General features: G+C 68.8%; 20 protein-coding genes. 11 read left to right on the forward strand and 9 right to left on the reverse strand.

Features of this window, described 5'->3' with window-relative positions; translation table 11 throughout:
- Window positions 1-202 precede the first annotated feature (202 nt).
- Both ACYSM9_RS12620 and ACYSM9_RS12625 read left to right on the forward strand, forming a co-directional pair.
- Window positions 203-898: an SGNH/GDSL hydrolase family protein gene (locus ACYSM9_RS12620; RefSeq protein WP_461857309.1), complete on the forward strand. Its 696-nt coding sequence runs from the start codon at window positions 203-205 to the stop codon at window positions 896-898.
- Window positions 899-1081: 183 nt separating this feature from the next.
- Complete coding sequence (locus tag ACYSM9_RS12625; protein WP_461857310.1) at window positions 1082-2080, forward strand: metallophosphoesterase; 999 nt, start codon at window positions 1082-1084, stop codon at window positions 2078-2080.
- A 20-nt stretch (window positions 2081-2100) separates the two neighbouring features.
- Here the strand turns inward: ACYSM9_RS12625 and ACYSM9_RS12630 are convergent, their stop codons facing one another.
- Together ACYSM9_RS12630 and ACYSM9_RS12635 are read right to left on the reverse strand one after the other, a co-directional pair.
- Window positions 2101-3300 carry a Fic family protein gene (locus ACYSM9_RS12630; RefSeq protein ID WP_461857311.1) on the reverse strand — a complete coding sequence of 400 codons (1200 nt, stop codon included), beginning with the start codon at window positions 3298-3300 and terminating at the stop codon, window positions 2101-2103.
- A 268-nt stretch (window positions 3301-3568) separates the two neighbouring features.
- Window positions 3569-4459, reverse strand: coding sequence for a helix-turn-helix transcriptional regulator (locus ACYSM9_RS12635; protein WP_461857312.1), 891 nt, complete (start codon window positions 4457-4459; stop codon window positions 3569-3571).
- An 86-nt stretch (window positions 4460-4545) separates the two neighbouring features.
- Here ACYSM9_RS12635 and ACYSM9_RS12640 point away from each other — a divergent pair, with 86 nt between their 5' ends.
- The 4 genes from ACYSM9_RS12640 (at window position 4546) to ACYSM9_RS12655 (ending at window position 7964) form a co-directional block, all read left to right on the forward strand.
- Window positions 4546-5436 (forward strand): aldo/keto reductase, encoded by an 891-nt coding sequence (locus tag ACYSM9_RS12640; protein ID WP_461857313.1) that lies wholly within the window; start codon window positions 4546-4548, stop codon window positions 5434-5436.
- A 2-nt stretch (window positions 5437-5438) separates the two neighbouring features.
- Entirely contained in the window at window positions 5439-6467 is a 1029-nt protein-coding gene (locus tag ACYSM9_RS12645; RefSeq protein ID WP_461857314.1) for an aldo/keto reductase, read from the forward strand.
- A gap of 47 nt (window positions 6468-6514) precedes the next feature.
- The gene (locus ACYSM9_RS12650) at window positions 6515-7345 is read left to right on the forward strand and encodes an oxidoreductase (protein ID WP_461857315.1); all 831 of its coding nucleotides are present in this window, start codon (window positions 6515-6517) and stop codon (window positions 7343-7345) included.
- 184 nt (window positions 7346-7529) lie between these two features.
- Window positions 7530-7964, forward strand: coding sequence for a hypothetical protein (locus ACYSM9_RS12655; RefSeq protein WP_461857316.1), 435 nt, complete (start codon window positions 7530-7532; stop codon window positions 7962-7964).
- Window positions 7965-8106: 142 nt separating this feature from the next.
- On the opposite strand, the gene ACYSM9_RS12660 is transcribed toward ACYSM9_RS12655, so the two are convergent.
- The 5 genes from ACYSM9_RS12660 to ACYSM9_RS12680 are packed head-to-tail and all read right to left on the reverse strand — an operon-like array spanning window position 8107 to window position 11495.
- A complete protein-coding gene (locus ACYSM9_RS12660; RefSeq protein WP_461857317.1) occupies window positions 8107-8640 on the reverse strand; it encodes a DinB family protein in 534 nt (177 codons plus the stop codon).
- A 34-nt stretch (window positions 8641-8674) separates the two neighbouring features.
- Window positions 8675-10027, reverse strand: a complete 1353-nt coding sequence (locus tag ACYSM9_RS12665; protein ID WP_461857318.1) for an FAD-dependent oxidoreductase — start codon at window positions 10025-10027, stop codon at window positions 8675-8677.
- 12 nt (window positions 10028-10039) lie between these two features.
- Window positions 10040-10450, reverse strand: a complete 411-nt coding sequence (locus tag ACYSM9_RS12670) for an arsenate reductase ArsC (protein WP_461857319.1) — start codon at window positions 10448-10450, stop codon at window positions 10040-10042.
- Entirely contained in the window at window positions 10447-11148 is a 702-nt protein-coding gene (locus ACYSM9_RS12675) for an aquaporin (RefSeq protein WP_461857320.1), read from the reverse strand. Before ACYSM9_RS12675 ends, ACYSM9_RS12670 begins: the two co-directional genes overlap by 4 nt.
- Window positions 11145-11495, reverse strand: a complete 351-nt coding sequence (locus ACYSM9_RS12680) for a metalloregulator ArsR/SmtB family transcription factor (RefSeq protein WP_461857358.1) — start codon at window positions 11493-11495, stop codon at window positions 11145-11147. The genes ACYSM9_RS12675 and ACYSM9_RS12680 overlap by 4 nt, the downstream gene beginning before the upstream one ends.
- A 118-nt stretch (window positions 11496-11613) precedes the next feature.
- Between ACYSM9_RS12680 and map the strand changes: the two genes are divergently transcribed.
- Complete coding sequence (gene map, locus ACYSM9_RS12685) at window positions 11614-12387, forward strand: type I methionyl aminopeptidase (RefSeq protein ID WP_461857321.1); 774 nt, start codon at window positions 11614-11616, stop codon at window positions 12385-12387.
- A 4-nt stretch (window positions 12388-12391) separates the two neighbouring features.
- Here the strand turns inward: map and ACYSM9_RS12690 are convergent, their stop codons facing one another.
- Window positions 12392-12907 (reverse strand): GNAT family N-acetyltransferase, encoded by a 516-nt coding sequence (locus tag ACYSM9_RS12690; RefSeq protein WP_461857322.1) that lies wholly within the window; start codon window positions 12905-12907, stop codon window positions 12392-12394.
- Between the two features lie 190 nt (window positions 12908-13097).
- On the opposite strand from ACYSM9_RS12690, the gene ACYSM9_RS12695 reads away from it, so the two are divergent.
- Window positions 13098-13532 (forward strand): hypothetical protein, encoded by a 435-nt coding sequence (locus ACYSM9_RS12695; RefSeq protein WP_461857323.1) that lies wholly within the window; start codon window positions 13098-13100, stop codon window positions 13530-13532.
- On the opposite strand, the gene ACYSM9_RS12700 is transcribed toward ACYSM9_RS12695, so the two are convergent.
- Window positions 13501-15477, reverse strand: a complete 1977-nt coding sequence (locus ACYSM9_RS12700) for an APC family permease (RefSeq protein WP_461857324.1) — start codon at window positions 15475-15477, stop codon at window positions 13501-13503. The two genes, ACYSM9_RS12695 and ACYSM9_RS12700, sit on opposite strands and share 32 nt — an antisense overlap.
- A gap of 178 nt (window positions 15478-15655) precedes the next feature.
- Here ACYSM9_RS12700 and ACYSM9_RS12705 point away from each other — a divergent pair, with 178 nt between their 5' ends.
- From ACYSM9_RS12705 to ACYSM9_RS12715, 3 genes are all read left to right on the forward strand, one after another.
- On the forward strand, window positions 15656-16408 hold the full coding sequence (locus ACYSM9_RS12705; RefSeq protein WP_461857325.1) for a DUF4386 family protein: 753 nt from the start codon (window positions 15656-15658) through the stop codon (window positions 16406-16408).
- The gene (locus ACYSM9_RS12710; protein WP_461857326.1) at window positions 16405-16857 is read left to right on the forward strand and encodes an SRPBCC family protein; all 453 of its coding nucleotides are present in this window, start codon (window positions 16405-16407) and stop codon (window positions 16855-16857) included. Before ACYSM9_RS12705 ends, ACYSM9_RS12710 begins: the two co-directional genes overlap by 4 nt.
- A 76-nt stretch (window positions 16858-16933) precedes the next feature.
- The gene (locus ACYSM9_RS12715; protein ID WP_461857327.1) at window positions 16934-17152 is read left to right on the forward strand and encodes a hypothetical protein; all 219 of its coding nucleotides are present in this window, start codon (window positions 16934-16936) and stop codon (window positions 17150-17152) included.
- Window positions 17153-17154 lie beyond the last annotated feature (2 nt).

Consider the following 17154-nt stretch of genomic DNA (forward strand, 5'->3'; position numbering starts at 1 on the left):
CCCCACCGCTCATGCGGCTTGGGGCCGGTTATGCGATTTCCCGTCCCTCCCCCACAACGCGCCATCACGTACTACGGGGTTTCCACATAGGCGCCATCACGTACCGCAGCTTTCCCACAGACCTGCCCGGACCCGCCCATTTGCTGCTGAGTCGCGGCCTAGCATGGGCCCGTGCTTCCCGCTTCCAGGGATTGGAGGAGTGGTGGACGGATCATCGCGAGTTGCGCTTGCGGGTATGGCCGCCGGCGCTGCCCTGTTCCTTGCCGCCGTCACCGGATGCGCGCCGCCGGCCGGCATCCAGGCCATGGATGCCAGCGCGCCAGCCATCCGGGTGGTGGTGATCGGGGACTCGCTGAGCACCGGATTCGGAACCTCCGCGGACGAGGCCTGGCCGGTGCTGCTGAGGTCCGTGCCGCTGCCCGGCAACCGTTCGGTCCAGGTGACCAACGCGGCGGAGAACGGCAGCGGCTACGTGGTGCCCGGCGAACGCGGGGACACCTTCACCTCGGAGGTCCAGGCCGCGGTGGGCGCCGACACGGACGTGGTGGTCTTCTTCGGCTCCGACAACGACGAAGGAACAGACCCGGACGCGCTGCGGGAGGCCGCGGCGTCAGCATTCGCCGAAGCCTCGGTGCTGGCCCCGAAGGCGGTGCTCGTCGCCGTCGGTCCGCTCTCCGGCACGGACGAGCCCGATCCCGAGCTGGCCAGCGTCCGCGACTTCACCGCTTCCGCGGCGCAGGACAAGGGCGTGCCCTTCATCGATCCCATCGCCGACCAGTGGCTGGAAGGCCGCGCCGACATCCTGCTGGGACCGGACCGGGAACACCCCAGCATCACCGGGCAGGAGCTCCTGCGGGACAAGATGCGGGCGGTCCTCACCACGGCCCTGCAGGACTGACGGCGGGGCAGCCAGGCCGCGCGCCGCCGTCGTACTTCCCTGCCCAGGCGCGGGACGCCTGTGGATGACCTGCGGGAACCCCTCTTGCCCGCGCCGAAACCCCCACGCTAGCTTGTTGCTACCTAAAGCAGACCTGGGGATGGGGGCAACGTGGCGGGCTGGCGCAGCTGGCAAAGACGGGGCGTGGCCGGGCGGATTCGAGCCGCCGCCATGGTCCTTGCCCTCGTGGCGGCCGCAGCGCTCACCGGATGTATCCCCGGGCCCAAACCCCCACCGGCTGAGCGGACCGTGCACTTCACCGCGGCGGGCGACATGGGGATGCAGGACGGCGCCAAAGCCGTACTGGACAAGATCAAGGAAATCCAGCCCGACTTCAACTTCCACCTGGGCGACCTCTCCTACGGGCAGGGCACCGAGGAGGAGTTCTGCAAAATGGTCACCGACAAACTCGGCGACCTGCCCTTCGAGCTCGTGGCCGGCAACCACGAAAGCAACGGCGAGGGCGGCCACATCCGCAACTACGTCAAGTGCCTGCCCAACAATCTGCCGGGGTTGGAGGGCGAATACGGCACGCAGTGGTACGTCGACATTCCGCAGGAGAAGCCCCTGGTCCGGCTGATCGCGGTGTCGCCGGGCATTGCCTTCGACCAGGGCGACCTGGACTACTCCGAGGACAGCAAGCGCTGGCAGTGGACCGAGGACGCGATAGATGGCGCCCGCGCGGACGGCATCCCGTGGACCGTGGTGGGGATGCACACGGTGTGCTTCAGCATGGGCGAATACAGCTGCGAGGCCGGGACGGCGCTGACCGACCTGCTGATCCAGAAGAAGGTGGACCTGGTCCTCACCGGCCACGAGCACATCTACCAGCGCACCTTCCAGCTGGGTATGCCGAACGACTGCTCCACAGTCCTGGCCCGGGGCAAGTGCGCCGTTGACGACGACAACTCGTTCGCCAAGGGCGCCGGGACGGTCTTCGCCACCTCGGGCCTGGGCGGCAAGAGCATCCGGGACATCAACACCGAAGACTCGGACAGGCCCGTTTTCGCAGCCTGGGCCGGGAGCAACAAGGACCCCGCGTACGGCACCCTGGACATCAAGCTCACGGGTTCCCGGATGGACGTGAAGTTCGTCCCCGCGGAGGGGTACAGCTTCACGGACTCGTTCAGCATCGCGAAGTAGGCGCTGCCGCGTTCCGCCGGTCAGGTTCTGGTTCGCCGCCCCGAGCGGGCCGCGAAAGCATCCAGCGCGGCCAATATCTCGTCGCTTCTCCAGTGCCGGCCACGCTTGAACTTGTCGAAACCCTGGACCACAGCAGCTTCTTCCAGGACCTGCATCTGGCGCCAGATCGTGGGGCCCGACAGCCCAAGCCGGTCCTCCAGAAGCTTGGCGTTTACAACCGGCTGGCGCGCCAGCAGATCTGCGATCTTCCATGCGGCTGCGTCTTTTCGGGCCTTGATGGCATCCTTCCACCGGTTCCTGGCGCTCGTGATGTCCGTAGCGAGCTGGCGACCATTCCCGATAGCGCGGAAGGTGGCCTCCGCGGTGAGCAAGATGATGTGGTCCGGGTTGCCGTCCCGGTACGCGGTCAGGGCGCGGTGGTACCCCTCGACGTCACTGAGCAGCCCCGCTGAGACCGGCACAGTCACCGCGCGGGTCAACCCCTTGTTGCGAAGCATGGCATGAAGCAGCGCCCGTCCGGTCCTGCCGTTTCCATCCGTGAACGGGTGGACGGTTTCGAACTGGGCATGCGCAATCGCAGCCTGGACCAGGATCTGGATATCGCTCCGGCGGGCGTAGGCCATGAGGTCATCCATGAGTTCCGGAACCCGTTTCGCGTCGGGAGCCACAAAATCAGCACCGACAGGGCTGGCGCTTGAGGTCCCGATCCATACCGGTTCGGAACGCCATCGCCCGGCGCCCTTTGGATCGGCATGGAGCATCAGGGTGTGGTGCATTGCGAGGATAGACGCCGGCTCCAGCGCATCGGCGGTGGCGAGGGCCGCGTTCATGGCGGCCACGTTGTCCACCACCAAAGTTGCGTTGCGCTTGGAATCATCACCAAGTTCAGCCATGCCAATGCTCCGCGCGTTGGCAGTAACGTTTTCGATCTGCGACGACGAGACCGATTCAGTGCGGAGCAGAATGGCCGAAAATGGCGCGACGTCGTTGCCGAACTCGTGGTCAAAGTCCCGTATAGCCAAGGCAGCATCTTCGGCCGCTGCTGTCACCGCGCTTGTGGGGATGTAGGTGATCTCCCGTATGCGAGGGGGAACTGCCGCCTTGTAGGGAATGGACGGCGTTTCCGTGATGGAACGAGGTCCCACGGTGGCCTTGGTCTCCCACAAAAGCCTTTCCCATTCGAGCGCTGGCCACCCGGATGCGGTGCGGATTGGGTCCAACGTTGCTCCTTCGCGGGCTCGCTTGGGAAAGGGTTCCGCCTCAACTATTTCACTTTCTGCAAAAAGTGAAAAGAGCCGGTAAGGATTCTTTCACTTCCTGCTCTAGCCCCACGCCCACCGAAGCCTGCCCTCACCGGTGACTGCCGCCGTCGTGCATTCCAGCCCAGTTGCCTCTGGGGCACCCCGCCGGCGCGCCACAGACGACGGCGTGTCCCGGCTTTGTGGACCCGCGCGGCCGGAAGTAACTGGGCTGGAACGCACGCAATCCTCAGGACCGGCGCTCCGTTGCGCTCGGCTCCCGGATCGGCCCGCTCCGCTGCGTGGCCGCCCAGCTGGCCAGGACCTTCAGCGCATCCTCCGAGGGCGTGCCGGGCTCGGCCGTGTAGATGTTGATCCGCAGCCCCGGGTCCGCGGGCAGCTCGAGGGCTTCGAAGGCCAGGTCCAGGTCCCCCACCACCGGGTGGTGCAGCCGCTTCCGCCCGGTGCGGTGGTACTTCACGTCGTGCCTGGCCCACCGGGCGCGGAACTCCTCGCTGCGGGTGGACAGCTCGCCGATCAGGTCCGTGAGGTCCTTGTCGAAGGGGTTCCTGCCCGCGGTGGAGCGCAGGACAGCCACGATGTCGTCAGCGGTGCGTTCCCAGTCGCGGAAGAACTCCCGGGCCCTGGGGTTCAGGAACGTGAACCGTGCACTGTTGGGCGGCGCAACCGGATCCGCCATCATGTCCAGGTACAGGGCCCGGCCCAGCTCATTGGAGGCCAGGACGTCGCCGCGGTCGTTGCGGACCCAGGCCGGCGCCGTCGTGATGGCATCGATGACGCGCTGCACGCTGGGGCGCACGGCCTGCGGGCTGCGCTTGCGCCGGACCCGGGGGGCGGTGGTGGCCGCGCGGGCGAGGTCGAACAGGTGGGCCGTCTCGGCGTCGTCCAGCTGCAAAGCCCGCGCCAGCGACTCCAGGACGCTGTCCGAGGCGCCTGACAGGTTCCCGCGCTCCAGCCGGATGTAGTAGTCGATGCTCAGGCCCGCAAGCATGGCCACTTCCTCGCGCCTGAGCCCGGCCACCCGCCGGTTCCCGCCGTACGCCGGCAGCCCGGCCTCCTCCGGCGTGAGCCTGGCGCGGCGGGAGGTGAGGAACTTCCGCACGTCGTCGCTGTTGGTCATGGCCTCCACGGTACGCCGCCCCCGCGCGGCGAGGGAGGCACTGGCAACCCCTCCCATAAGCGCCGCCGGCGAAATACCGTGAAGGCATGGAATTGAAACTCAACAGCGGCGTCACCCTCCCAGCGCTTGGCCTTGGCGTCTTCCAAAGTCCCCCGGAGGAGACGACGGCGGCCGTCCAGACCGCGCTGGCCACCGGCTACCGGCACATCGACACCGCCGCCGCGTACGGCAACGAGCGCGAGGTGGGCGAAGGCATCCGCCGCTCCGGACTGCCGCGCCAGGACGTGTTCATTGAAACCAAGGTCTGGGTCAGCGACTACGGCTACGACGAGGCGCTGCACGCCTGGGACAAGGCCGTGGGCAAACTCGGCGTGGAGCAGCTGGACCTGTTCATCCTGCACCAGCCCGCGCCGGACCGGTTCGAGAAGACGCTCGCCGCGTACAAGGCCCTGGAAACCCTCCTGGAGGACGGGCGCGTGCGGGCCATCGGCGTCAGCAACTTTCTGCCGCACCACCTGGAACAGCTGCTCCAGGCCACGGACGTCGTCCCCGCCGTTAACCAGGTGGAGCTTCACCCGTACTTCCAGCAGCGCGGGGTCCAGGCGGCCAACGCGGAGTACGACATCCTCACCCAGGCGTGGTCGCCGATCGGCGGCATCACGTTCTACCCCGGCTGGGGCGAGAACCGGAAGAACGTCATGCGGGACCCGGCGATTGCCGCCGTCGCCCATGCCCACGGTAAGACCCCCGCCCAGGTGATGCTGCGCTGGCACCTGCAACAGGGCCGCTCGGCCATCCCCAAGTCCACCAATCCCGCCCGGATCGCGGAGAACTTCGACGTGTTCGACTTCGAGCTCACCGCCGCGGAGCTCGCCGCCATCGACGCCCTGGACACCGGCATCCGCAGCGGCCCCGACCCGGACGTGCCCCGCCCGGAGCGGTTCGCCATGGTCATCCCCGAAGCCGAAGGAGCATAACAATGGAATACCGCCCGCTTGGCCGCACCGGAGTGCAGGTCAGCCCCCTCTGCCTCGGCGCGATGATGTTCGGCCCCTGGGGCAACAACGACCGCGCCGATTCCACCCGCATCATCCACCGCGCCCTCGACGCCGGCATCAACTTCATCGACACCGCGGACGTCTACTCCGGCGGCGTCTCGGAGGAGATCGTCGGCGAAGCGCTGGCCGGCCGGCGCGACGACGTCTTCCTCGCCACCAAGTTCTTCATGCCCATGGACGAGGACCGCCCCAACATGCGCGGCGGGTCCCGGCGCTGGATCATGCGCGCCGTGGAGGACTCGCTGCGGCGGCTGAACACCGACTACATCGACCTCTACCAGGTGCACCGTCCCAGCCCCGAGACCGATGTGGAGGAGACCCTCGGCGCGCTCACCGACCTGGTCCGCCAGGGCAAGGTCCGCTATATCGGGTCCTCGTCCTACTCCGGCTCGCAGATCGTGGAGGCGCAGTGGGCGTCCCGCGAGCGGAACCTGGAGCGGTTCGTCACCGAGCAGCCGCCCTACTCGATCCTCACCCGCGGCATTGAGGAAGACGTCCTGCCCACGGTGCAGCGCCATGGCATGGGCACCCTGACGTACAGTCCGCTGGCCGGCGGCTGGCTCTCCGGGCGGTGGCGGAAGGACTCTGCGTCCCGGCCCACGTCCTCGGCGCGCCCGAGTGCCCGGTTCGACATGAGCCAGCCCGCCAACCAGCGCAAGCTCGACATCGTGGAGGAGCTCGCCCAGGTGGCCGAGTGGGCCGGGGTGACCCTGATCGAGATGGCCATCGCGTTCGTGATCAACCACCCGGGCGTGACGGCCGCGATCGTGGGCCCGCGGACGATGGAGCAGCTCGAGTCCTACCTCCCGGCCGCCGACACCCACCTGGCCCCCGAGGTCCTGGACCGCATCGACCAGCTCGTGGCACCCGGCGTCACGGTCAACCCGGACGACAACAGCTACGGCGCCCACGAACTGACGGCACACGCACGACGGCGGCAGCGGGCTTAGCTGCCCGGCCGCACCTTCGCTTCAACCCACCCACGAAAGGAAAAACCATGGCAACGTGGCTCATCACAGGCTGCTCCACCGGACTCGGCCGGGCACTCGCTGAAGCCGTGCTCGCGTCCGGGCACAACGCCGTCGTAACCGCCCGGAACGCCGAGGCAATCCAGGACATCACCGCCGGCTTCCCGGACACGTCGCTTGCCCTCCCCCTCGACGTCACGGACAAGGCGCAGATCAGCGCGGCGGTCAAGCAGGCCGAGGACCGCTTCGGGGCGATCGACGTCCTGGTGAACAACGCCGGCTACGGGTACCGGGCCGCCGTCGAGGAAGCGGACGACGCCGACGTCCGGCGCCTGTTCGACACCAACTTCTTCGGCGCCGTGGACATGATCAAGGCGGTGGTGCCGGGCATGCGGGCCAACAAGTCGGGGGCCATCCTGAACATCTCCTCGATCGGGGCGCGGATCACGCCGGCCGGCTCGGGGTACTACGCGGCCACGAAGGCGGCGCTGGAGGGCATGTCCGGCTCGCTGCGCAATGAGCTGAAGCCGCTGGGCATCCACGTCACCGCCATCGAGCCCGGCGGCTTCCGGACCGACTTCGCGGGCCGTTCGCTCACGCAGTCCGCGACCCCGATAGGAGACTACGCGGATACCGCCGGCAAGCGCCGCAAGGAGCACGACACCGCACACGGCACCCAGCCCGGCGACCCGGACAAGGCAGCCATGGCGATCATGGCCGTCGTCGAATCCCCCAACCCGCCGGGACTGCTGGTGCTGGGGACGGACGCGTTCGGGGCCTTCGGGATGGTGGCCGACGCGCAGCGCGCCGAGCTGGACCAGTGGCAGGAGCTCAGCCTCAGCACCGACATCACGGACTGACCCAACTAGGTAGCAGTAGTTGTCGTTTTCGCGCGTCAAAACGACAACAACTGCTAGTCAGTTGTAGGGGATGTGGGCGGTTGTCGGGGCAATGCAAAATCGAGTACCGCCTACTCATGACATGGCCCGCGTCCGGTGGGACAGTGGATGCCTAACGTTCCATCACTTCGCAAGAGGAAGCAGCATGGCATCGAAACGGCGCCGCTCAGGAAGCGGGGGTGCCGGCGGCATCGGGTGCGCCCCCTTCCTGGTCCTCATCGTCGTCGCGCTCATCATCCAGTACTGGTGGGTCCTCCTGATCGCGGCGGGCGTGGTTGCCCTGACGGTGGCACTAGTACGGACGGCAAAAGCGCCGCCCCGGCCGGCCCCGGTGCCCCCGCCCAGGCCGCAGCCCGTCATTGCCCAGCCCCGCCCAGTCCCGAGCGGCGACGAACTCACAGCCCAGATGCGGGCCCGCAAACAGGCACACCGCGTACGGGACCTGCAGGAGTGGGACTACGAGTGGATCCGGCTGGCCCACCCTGGGAAGAGTTTCCACGAGGTCAATGAGATCGCGAACGCCCATTTCGCCCGGGGCCGTTCCATCGGGATCGACGACGAGGACCCGTCCGCCCCGTAGCTCTGCAATGTGCGTTCCTGCCCGGTTACCCTTCCCGGCCCCCCCCGGCGGCGCGCCGTCAGAACCGGCGCGCCCTGGCTCCTACCCCGGAGAAGGCCGGGAGTAACTGGGCGGGAATGCACGCGCCCGGTGGGCAGCACTCTCAGGACGGCAGCGTGGTCAGGCTCAGCTGGGCGCGGTGGTGGCGGTAGTGCTTGGGTGCCCAGGCCAGGACGTCTTTGCGGTCCATCCAGGGCGCAAAGTACGGATCCCACCGCGTCGGCATCGTCATGCCGCGCCCCAGCGCCCGGCTGTCCGCCCGGTCATACCAGGCCACGAGGATCCGCGTGGTCCGCTCCATCATGCGCAGCATGCCCCGTGGTGTCAGCACCTTCCCGCCGGCGGCGCTTCCGGCCCAGTTCACCCAGTTGTAGGGCCCGGCGCAGGCATCGAGGAGCCGGCTCCAGTTGCGCGACGCCGACGGCGGCAGGTGCGAGAACAGCCCCAGCAGGGGTATCCCTGCGAGCGCGATGTTCTGCCCAAGCGCCATGTGGAAGAGCAGCTGCCGGTTGGTCCACCGCGTCCCGTTGGACGGCCGGTCCAGCTCCTCAAACGGAACAGCCAGGATGATCTTCCGGAAGTCGGCCGCGATCCACAGCAGGTCCTCCCGCACAGGGTCCTTCCCGGAAGCGCGCACCAGAACCTCCTCTAGTTGTCAGCCCTCGAGACCGTTATACCCCGGCTGACTCGCCGGTGCGCCCGTGCCGGAAGCCGGTGGCGAAGCCGATCGTCACGGGCACCGGAGCGGAGCCGCAGCAGGAGTCGTCGGCGTCGCCGGATGCATCCGGCAGGTTCGTGGAGCACACGCCCGTTTCCGGGAGTTCAAGCTCGACGGCGTCCGCGGACTCGGTGTCACCGGCCAGGGCCGCCGCGATGGAGCGGACCTGCTCGTAGCCGGTGGCCATGAGGAAGGTGGGCGCCCGGCCATAGGACTTCATCCCGGCGAGGTAGAAGTCCTTCTCCGGCTGCGCGAGGACCCTGGCGCCGTGGGCCGGGACCGTGCCGCAGCTGTGGAAGTCCGGGTCGATCAGCGGGCCCAGGGCCTTGGGCGCTTCAACGGCCGGGTCCAGGTCCAGCCGCAGCTCCGAGAGCATGGCCAGGTCCGGCCGGAAGCCGGTGGCCGGGATGACCCGGTCCACGGAGACGCTGCGCCCGTCCGCGGCGTGCACGGTGACGGCGCCGCCGTGCACATCAAGGGACGCAGTGTGGAAGTTGGCCAGGAGCTGGACGGCCCCGCTTTCGACGGCGGTGCGGAGCCGGGCGCCGAGCTGGCCGCGGGCAGGCAGCTGGTCGGCGTCCCCGCCGCCGTAGGCCCGGGCCGGGGTGGCGGCTCGGATGGCCCACAGGACGTCGGTTCCGGGGTTGGCACGGGCCACGCGGGCCAGGTCCAGCACCATGTTGGCGGCGGAATGCCCCGAGCCGATCACCAGGGTGCGGCGCCCGGCAAACCCGCCGGCGGCAACATCCGGGAGCGGACCCGTGATCAGCCCGGCAGCACGCGCCTCGGCCTCCCCGGGAACGGGCAGGCCGGAGGATCCCAGCGGCGCCGGGCTGGCCCAGGTGCCCGAGGTATCGATGACGGCGCGCGCCGTGACCTCGGTGACCTTCCCGCCGTCGTGCTCTATGCGCAGGAGGAACGGTGCCTGCTCACGGCCCTGGCTGCGGCCCTTGTCCATGCCCTGCCGGGTGACGGCGACAACACGGGCGCCGGTCCGGATCCGGTCCCTCAGCTCCGGCGTCGCGGCCAGCGGTTCCAAGTACTCGGACACGATCTGGGACCCGTACGGCAGCGCGGTGGGCCGGGGCGCCTCCCAGCCGTTGCGCTCCAGCAGCCGCACCGAGGCGGCGTCGAGGTTGTACTTCCAGGTGGAGAACACGCGGACGTGTCCCCATTGCCGGATCGCGGAGCCCACCGCGGGACCGGCTTCGAGGACGAGCGGTTCCAGCCCGCGTTCGAGCAGGTGCGCGGCCGCGGCCAGGCCGACCGGTCCGGCGCCGATCACGGCAACGGGAAGTGCTTCCATGGCGTCCACCTTTCAGGCCTGGGCCGGGATCAGGGATTCGATCAGGGCTTCGACGCGGGCCTTGATCTGGTCGCGGATGGGCCGGACGGACTCCACGCCCTTGCCGGCCGGATCCTCCAGGACCCAGTCCTCGTAGCGCTTGCCCGGGAAGTACGGGCATTCGTCGCCGCAGCCCATGGTGATCACCACATCGGATTCCTTGACGGCCTCGGTGGTGAGGATCTTGGGGATCTCGGCGGACATGTCGATGCCCACCTCGGCCATCGCCTCGACGGCGGCCGGGTTCACCTTGTCCGCCGGCTGGGATCCGGCAGAGCGGACCTCGACGGCACCCTTGGAGAGGGCGGTGAGGAATGCGGCGGCCATCTGGGAGCGGCCGGCGTTGTGGACGCAGACGAACAGGACGGAGGGCTTGCGGCTCATGAGGGCACCTTTCGGCCGGCCGTGGCGACGGCGGGGGTTGCGATTGTTGGGTAGAGGAAACGGACCAGGACGTACCCGGCGGCACCGCCCAGCAGCTGCGCCAGGATGAAGGCAGGGGCCGACGGCGGTGCGATGCCGGCGAAGGTGTCCGTGACGGTCCGGGCGATGGTCACCGCCGGGTTGGCGAAGCTGGTGGAGCTGGTGAACCAGTAGGCGGCGGTGATGTACCCGCCGACGGCGAAGGCCACCCGGTCCGCGCGGCCCGAGCGGACGGTGCCGAAGATGACCACGAGGAGGCCGATGGTTGCGATGACGTCGGCCAGCCAAAGCCCCGGCCCGGTGCGCTCATGCGTTGAGAGGGTGACGGCGTCCAGCCCGAACATCAGGTTCGCGGCCACGGTACCGGCCACGCCGCCCAGGAACTGGCCGCCAATGAGGCCGGCCGCCGTGCGGGTATCGATCATGCCCAGCGCCCGTTCCACCAGGGTCACCACGGGATTGAACGACGCCGACACCGGCTGCAGGGCCACGATCAGCGCCACCAGCGCGGCACCCGTGGCGAGGCTGTTCTGCAAAAGCTGCAGGCCGGCGTCGTCCGGTGAAAGCCGCGACGCCATCACGCCGGAGCCCACCACGGCCATGACCAGGAAGGCGGTACCGACAAACTCGGCAGCTGCCCTGCGGACCATCTCGCTCATGCGGCCTGGCCCCCGATCAGGGCCGCCAGGTTCTGCAGCGCCTCGGTGCGGGCGCGGTAGTAGACCCACACGCCGCGCTTCTCCCGGTCCAGCAGGCCCACCTCGTGCAGGATTTTCAGGTGGTGGCTGATGGTGGGCTGGGACAGCTCAAACGCATCGTTGAGGTCGCAGACGCAGGCTTCGCCGCCCTCATGGGAGGCCACCATGGACATCAGGCGCAGCCGGACCGGATCCGCCAGGGCCTTCAGCAGCGGGGCGATGCCCTCCGCTTCCGTTTCGGACAGGGGCTCCCTGGCGAGCGGCGAACAGCAGGCCACCGCCTGGACGGGGGTCAGTTCCAAAGACATAGACACACGTAAATATTTACACTCATCTATGTCTTTGGCAACAGGCGCTTGCCTGCGCTTGGGGCAAGGCCCATAGGATGGCCCCTACAGCTTGTGGCCACAGCAGAAGGGCGCCCCGATGATCGAGATCCTGAACCCCGCCGAAGTGGAGCGCGCACGGGTCACCGGCGCCCTGGTGGCGGACATCCTGCAGGCCATGAAGAGCCGCGCGGCCGTGGGCACCAACCTGCTGGAGATCGACCAGTGGACCAGGGAGATGATCGAGGAGGCCGGAGCCGAGTCCTGCTATGTGGGCTATGCGCCGTCGTTTGGCCGCGGACCGTTCGGCCACTACATCTGCACCGGCGTCAACGACGCCGTGCTGCACGGACTCCCCCACGACTACGCCCTGGCCGACGGCGACCTGCTCACCCTGGACCTCGCCGTCGTCAAGGACGGGGTTGCCGCGGACGCCGCCATCAGCTTCCTCGTCGGCGATTCCCGGCCGGCGGAGAGCGTGGCGATGATCGAGGCAACAGAGCGGGCCCTGGCGGCGGGAATCGCCGCGGCACAGCCGGGCAACAAGATCGGTGACATCTCGTACGCCATCGGCCGGGTCCTCATTGATGCCGGCTACCCGGTCAACACGCAGTTCGGCGGCCACGGCATCGGCTCCACCATGCACCAGGACCCGCACGTGCCCAACACCGGGCGGCCCGGGCGCGGGTTCAAGCTGCGGCCCGGGCTGCTGCTGGCGCTGGAGCCGTGGATCATGGCGGACACGGCGGAGCTGGTGACGGACGACGACGGGTGGACGCTTCGGAGCGCCACCGGCTGCAGGACGGCGCACAGTGAACACACGGTCGCCATCACGCCGGACGGCGCCGAGATCCTGACGCTGCCGTTGCGGTAGCCGGCTATTCCGTCCCGGCCACCGGGCTGCGGCGCTCCAGGAGCAGGGTGTCCTGCCAGTGGCCGGCCCTGGGGCCGTGGCTGATCCGGGCGATCCGTTCCCGGGTTCCCACCACCCGGAACCCGAGCTTCTGGTGGAGGGCCAGGCTGGCCGTGTTCTCCGGGAAGATGCTGGACTGGATGGTCCAGATCCCGGCGGCCTCGGTGGAATCGATGAGGGCGCTGAGCAGCAGCCGTCCCACACCGCGGCCCTGGGTCTGCGGCGCCACGTAGATCGAGTGTTCGACGACGCCCCGGTACACCTCCCGCGACGAAACCCGCGACACCGCGGCCCAGCCCAGGACCCGGCCACCGTCGTGGGCGATGAGCCGGTGCTCACGCAACCTCACGCCGTCGAACGCCTCCCAGGTGGGCGGCTCGCTCTCGAAGGTGGCCTCACCGGTGGCGATGCCCGCAGCGTAGATGGCGTGGACGGCGTCCCAGTCGTCCGGGCACATAGGGCGAATCTCTGGGCTGGTCATGGGCCCATTATGGATGACGCCTTGGCTTGGCCGGCTCCGCGAGATGGCAGCTCACGGCAATGTTCCACAGAACAACTGCCGTCAAATGCCATCTCGCGCCGGGGGAAGGGAGGCGTAAAGAATCCGTCAATTAACCGCCCCTGCGGCCCCGGTGGAGCGGCTCCGGTCCTTTGATGGATCCATAGGGGACATGTGGACGCAGGGAGCGCAGATGCGGTGGGATGAGAAGCCTGAGGACCGCGGCCGGGTGCGGTTTGCCGCGTCAGCCGAATCCGTGGAGGGCTACGGCGGCCGCGGGCTGAACGGCCGCGCCCTGCATCCGAAGGCGGGCTACCTCTTCCCCGACCGGTACGGCGAGCCGTGGTGGGTCATCTTCCAGCCCTCGCCGGACCAAGACGGGCAGGGGCGCAAGGTTCCCGGCGACATCCTCGCCTGCAACGATTCCTACGGCGACATGGTGCACGTTTTGGTGCTGGCCGCGGGAGTCTGCGAGGACGACGCCGAAGCGGCCTTCCGCGCGCACGTTCCGTCCACGTTGGCGGACGCCGCCCGGGTGGCGGCCGGCGTCCCGGTTGCCGCAGTCGTGCCGCCGGTCAGCCCACGTGCACCCAGGGCCGCTGGGTAACGTCCGGGACGGCCTCGCGCAGCACCTCACGGGTCACCGGCGCTATTTCGCCCTCGCCGAGGAACAGGAACCGCACCAGGTTGGTGATGGGGTTGCCCTCCGTCCAGCGGAAGTAGATGTGCGGCATGAGGCCGGTGACGTCCCGGATGTGCAGCAGCACCGAGGCGATGGTGTTGGGGACCACCGGCCCGTGGACTTCGAGGATGTGGTAGCCGTGCCGGTTCACGCCGCGCACGTGCAGTTCGGTTTCGAAGTCCGAGGAGTCGTCCACCACCACCTCGAGGAACAGGGCCTCCCCTGCCAGCGGCAGGTGGCTGACCTCGATGGCCGACTCGAGCTTGTCCCGGTACGCCTCGGCGGACAGGCGCAGCGGCTCGTGCGCGATGATGGCGATGGGCCCTTCCAGGGTGCTGGACATGAACTCCAGGGCCTGCTGGTCCAGGTGGACCCGGGTGGCGTGCAGCTCGAAGGAGCGGCGGACCCGGGAGAGCAGCGAGATAACGATGATGCCCAGGATGAAGATCCCCGCGATCCTGATGCCCTCGGGGCGTTCGAAGATGTTGGCCACCGTGGTGTACGCGAACACCACGGTGATGGCGGTGAAGCCCAGGGCGAGGTTCCGCTGGCCGCGGCGGCGGGCGGACAGCGTGACGGCGACGGCGGCGGAGGTCATCAGCACCAGGACGCCGGTGGCGTACGCACCGCCCTGGGCGTCGACGTCGGCATCGAAGATGAAGGTGATCAGGAACCCGATCAGCGTGAAGACCAGCACCAGGGGCCGGACCGCCTTGGCCCAGCCCGGCGCCATGCCGTAGCGCGGCAGGTACCGGGGCACCAGGTTCAGCAGGCCGGCCATGGCGGAAGCGCCGGCGAACCAGAGGATGGCGATGGTGCTGATGTCATAGACGCTGCCGAACCCGACGCCGAGGTATTCGTGCGCGAGGTAGGCCAGGGCACGGCCGTTGGCCTGGCCGCCGGGCTGGAATTCCTGTTCCGGGATGAGGACCACCGTGATGAAGCTGGTGGTCAGGAGGAAGGCGCTCATGATGACAGCGGCGGTGGTGAGCATGCGGCGGGCACCGCGGATGCGGCCCTGCGGATGGTGCTCGGTGTCGTCCGCCGACCCCTGGACCTGGGGCATGACGGCGACGCCGGTTTCGAAGCCGGAGAGGCCCAGGGCCAGTTTGGGGAACACCAGCAGGGCGATGGCCACCGCCATCAGCGGGTCACCGTGGGACGTCCAGAGGTTCGACCACCAGTCGCCCATCGCCGCGGGGTGGGCCAGGACCTGCATCAGGGTGGCCACCACCACCACGGCGTTCAGGCCCAGGTAGAGAACCACCAGGACGACGGCGACGCCGATGGCTTCCCGGAATCCGCGCAGGAACACGGCGGCCAACAGGGCCAGGAGGATGAGGGTGACGGGGACGTTCTGGTCCTGCAGCCAACCGGGGGCGACCGGGTTGTGGATCAGGTGGGCCGTGGCGTCGGCGGCCGAGAGGGTCATGGTGATCATGAAGTCGGTGGCGGCGAACCCGAGCAGGACCAGCACCAGGAGCTTGCCGCCCCACTTGGGCAGCAGCCGCTCGAGCATGGCGATGGACCCTTCGCCGCGGGGGCTCTCGCCCGCCACCCTGCGGTAGACCGGCAGGGCGCCCAGCAGGGTCACCGCCACCAGCACCAGGGTGGCCAGCGGGGAAATGACGCCGGCGGCCAGGGCGGCGATGGCCGGCTGGTAGCCCAGGGTGGAGAAGTAGTCCACGCCGGTCAGGCACATGACCTGCCACCACGGGTGCTTCTTTTCGTGCTGCGTGGGCACGCCGCCGGGGCCCGGGTGGGCGCCCTTGCTGTCCTGCAGCCCGAACAGCAGCCAGTCCTTCAGCGCCTCTTTTCCGTGCGGATGGGGCGCGGACGGGTCCGCCGGGGGCCTGCTCAACGTGGTCATGTCTGCCTTTCCGCGCTGCCCTGTGCACCGCGACCACTGCGAAGCTAGCACCGGCGAAAACGGCTGACCTGCGTAAAGGGCCTTTATTGACGAATCCTTTACGCCCGGAATTTACGACGGCGGCCGGGAGGACTTTCGCCCCAAGCGTGAGCCATCGCTCCGCGCCTAGCATCAAGGCATGTCGGCGCGATTGCCCAATGCCCAGGCGTGGTCTCCGCTGTACCGCATGGGTGGTGCTGCCGGGCTTTTGTTGGTCGCCTCCGGCGTGGCGGCGCTCGCCCTCTACGCGGTAAATCCGCCCCCGATTTCCGGCGGAGAGGCGACACTGCAGTTCATCGCGGACCACAAGGCCCCGTACATCGCCCAGCAACTTCTCTGGCTCGTCCCGTCGCTGTTCGGGCTGGTGGTCTTCGTTGCCCTCCTGGTCGCCCTGTTCCCGGCCAGCCCCAGCCTGGCGGTCCTGGGCTTCGCGGTCGGCGTAGCCTCGTGGACTGCGCTCCTGGCCGTGCCGGTGACCAGCGAAGGAACCCTTTCCCTGGTCTACCTGAGCGACCAGTACGCGGCCGCGGACGCTTCCGGCAGGCCGGCCTTCGTGGCGGCCGCCGAGGCGTTCGTGGCCGAGAACAATACGGTCTCGCTCGCGGGGGCGCTCACGCCGCTGGGGATCTTCCTGATCTCGCTGCCCATGGTGCGGGGCGTCCTCCCGCACTGGGTTGGGTGGCTCGGGCTTGCGACGGGAGCCCTCGGCCTCGCCAGCGAGGCCCTGCGGTTCATCATGCCGTCCCTCTACGCCGTATACGGCCCGCTCCTGTGGGCTTGGTTCGCGGTTGTCGGCGTGTCGCTCCTGCGGCTGTCCCGCCGCACCGGCTCCGGTGCCCGGCCATCCCGGCGGCCGCCGCTGCGGGCTTACAAAGGAGAGCGCACGGCATGACAGTGATCAACGGGTCCATCCTCATCAGCCGCCCCGTCGAGGAGGTCTTCGACTTCGTTGCAGACGAGCGCAACGAGCCGGCCTACAACCCGCAGATGCAAAGCGTCGGGAAGACCACCCCCGGACCCATCGGGGTCGGGACCCGCTGGCAGGTCGTGACAACCTCCGGGAGGCGGACCACGCCGTTCGAACTGGAGGTCACCGAGTACAAACGGCCAAGCCGCCTCGGATCGGTGACCCGGATGGCCACGGCGGACATTACCGGGGCCCTCACCTTCGTTCCGGCCGCCAGTGGGACACTTATGAGCTGGCGTTGGGATCTCAGGCCCAAGGGCATCCTGAAGCTCGCAGGCCCGCTGATCACGGCAGTGGGCCGCCGGCAGGAGCAGCGGATCTGGTCCAGCCTCAAGGCGCATCTCGAAGCGGGCGAAGATAAACGGAGCGTGTGACATGGAGAAGGGCCTTCCGGTGAGCCACGGGCTGGGCCACGCGACCGCGGCCTAGCTCATCGCCGGCGCTGCTGCCGTGCCGGCCTCGGTCCTTGGGCTGGCCGGCGGGGCGGGCAGGGATGCCCTGTCCCAGTCAGTCCTCGTCTCCCTTGGTGCTGACGCGGCGAACCTGCGGACCGACGACGCGGTGATCGTGGTGCACCTGGTGATCTGTGCAGCCAGCCTGGGGGTCCCCGCGTGGTTCCTCATCGCAGCGTATGGTGGTGCGCCAAGGATCCGAACGGCCGCCGCCTGACC

It is taken from the genome of Arthrobacter sp. C152 (assembly GCF_054890965.1).

Bases quoted from the DNA above. Each gene is read 5' to 3' on its own strand.
- ACYSM9_RS12635 (WP_461857312.1), bottom strand. From the start codon at position 4,459: ATGACCAACAGCGACGACGTGCGGAAGTTCCTCACCTCCCGCCGCGCC.
- ACYSM9_RS12640 (WP_461857313.1), top strand. From the start codon at position 4,546: ATGGAATTGAAACTCAACAGCGGCGTCACCCTCCCAGCGCTTGGCCTT.
- ACYSM9_RS12645 (WP_461857314.1), top strand. From the start codon at position 5,439: ATGGAATACCGCCCGCTTGGCCGCACCGGAGTGCAGGTCAGCCCCCTC.
- ACYSM9_RS12650 (WP_461857315.1), top strand. From the start codon at position 6,515: ATGGCAACGTGGCTCATCACAGGCTGCTCCACCGGACTCGGCCGGGCA.
- ACYSM9_RS12655 (WP_461857316.1), top strand. From the start codon at position 7,530: ATGGCATCGAAACGGCGCCGCTCAGGAAGCGGGGGTGCCGGCGGCATC.
- ACYSM9_RS12665 (WP_461857318.1), bottom strand. From the start codon at position 10,027: ATGGAAGCACTTCCCGTTGCCGTGATCGGCGCCGGACCGGTCGGCCTG.
- ACYSM9_RS12670 (WP_461857319.1), bottom strand. From the start codon at position 10,450: ATGAGCCGCAAGCCCTCCGTCCTGTTCGTCTGCGTCCACAACGCCGGC.
- ACYSM9_RS12675 (WP_461857320.1), bottom strand. From the start codon at position 11,148: ATGAGCGAGATGGTCCGCAGGGCAGCTGCCGAGTTTGTCGGTACCGCC.
- ACYSM9_RS12680 (WP_461857358.1), bottom strand. From the start codon at position 11,495: ATGTCTTTGGAACTGACCCCCGTCCAGGCGGTGGCCTGCTGTTCGCCG.
- map (WP_461857321.1), top strand. From the start codon at position 11,614: ATGATCGAGATCCTGAACCCCGCCGAAGTGGAGCGCGCACGGGTCACC.
- ACYSM9_RS12690 (WP_461857322.1), bottom strand. From the start codon at position 12,907: ATGACCAGCCCAGAGATTCGCCCTATGTGCCCGGACGACTGGGACGCC.
- ACYSM9_RS12695 (WP_461857323.1), top strand. From the start codon at position 13,098: ATGTGGACGCAGGGAGCGCAGATGCGGTGGGATGAGAAGCCTGAGGAC.
- ACYSM9_RS12700 (WP_461857324.1), bottom strand. From the start codon at position 15,477: ATGACCACGTTGAGCAGGCCCCCGGCGGACCCGTCCGCGCCCCATCCG.
- ACYSM9_RS12705 (WP_461857325.1), top strand. From the start codon at position 15,656: ATGTCGGCGCGATTGCCCAATGCCCAGGCGTGGTCTCCGCTGTACCGC.
- ACYSM9_RS12710 (WP_461857326.1), top strand. From the start codon at position 16,405: ATGACAGTGATCAACGGGTCCATCCTCATCAGCCGCCCCGTCGAGGAG.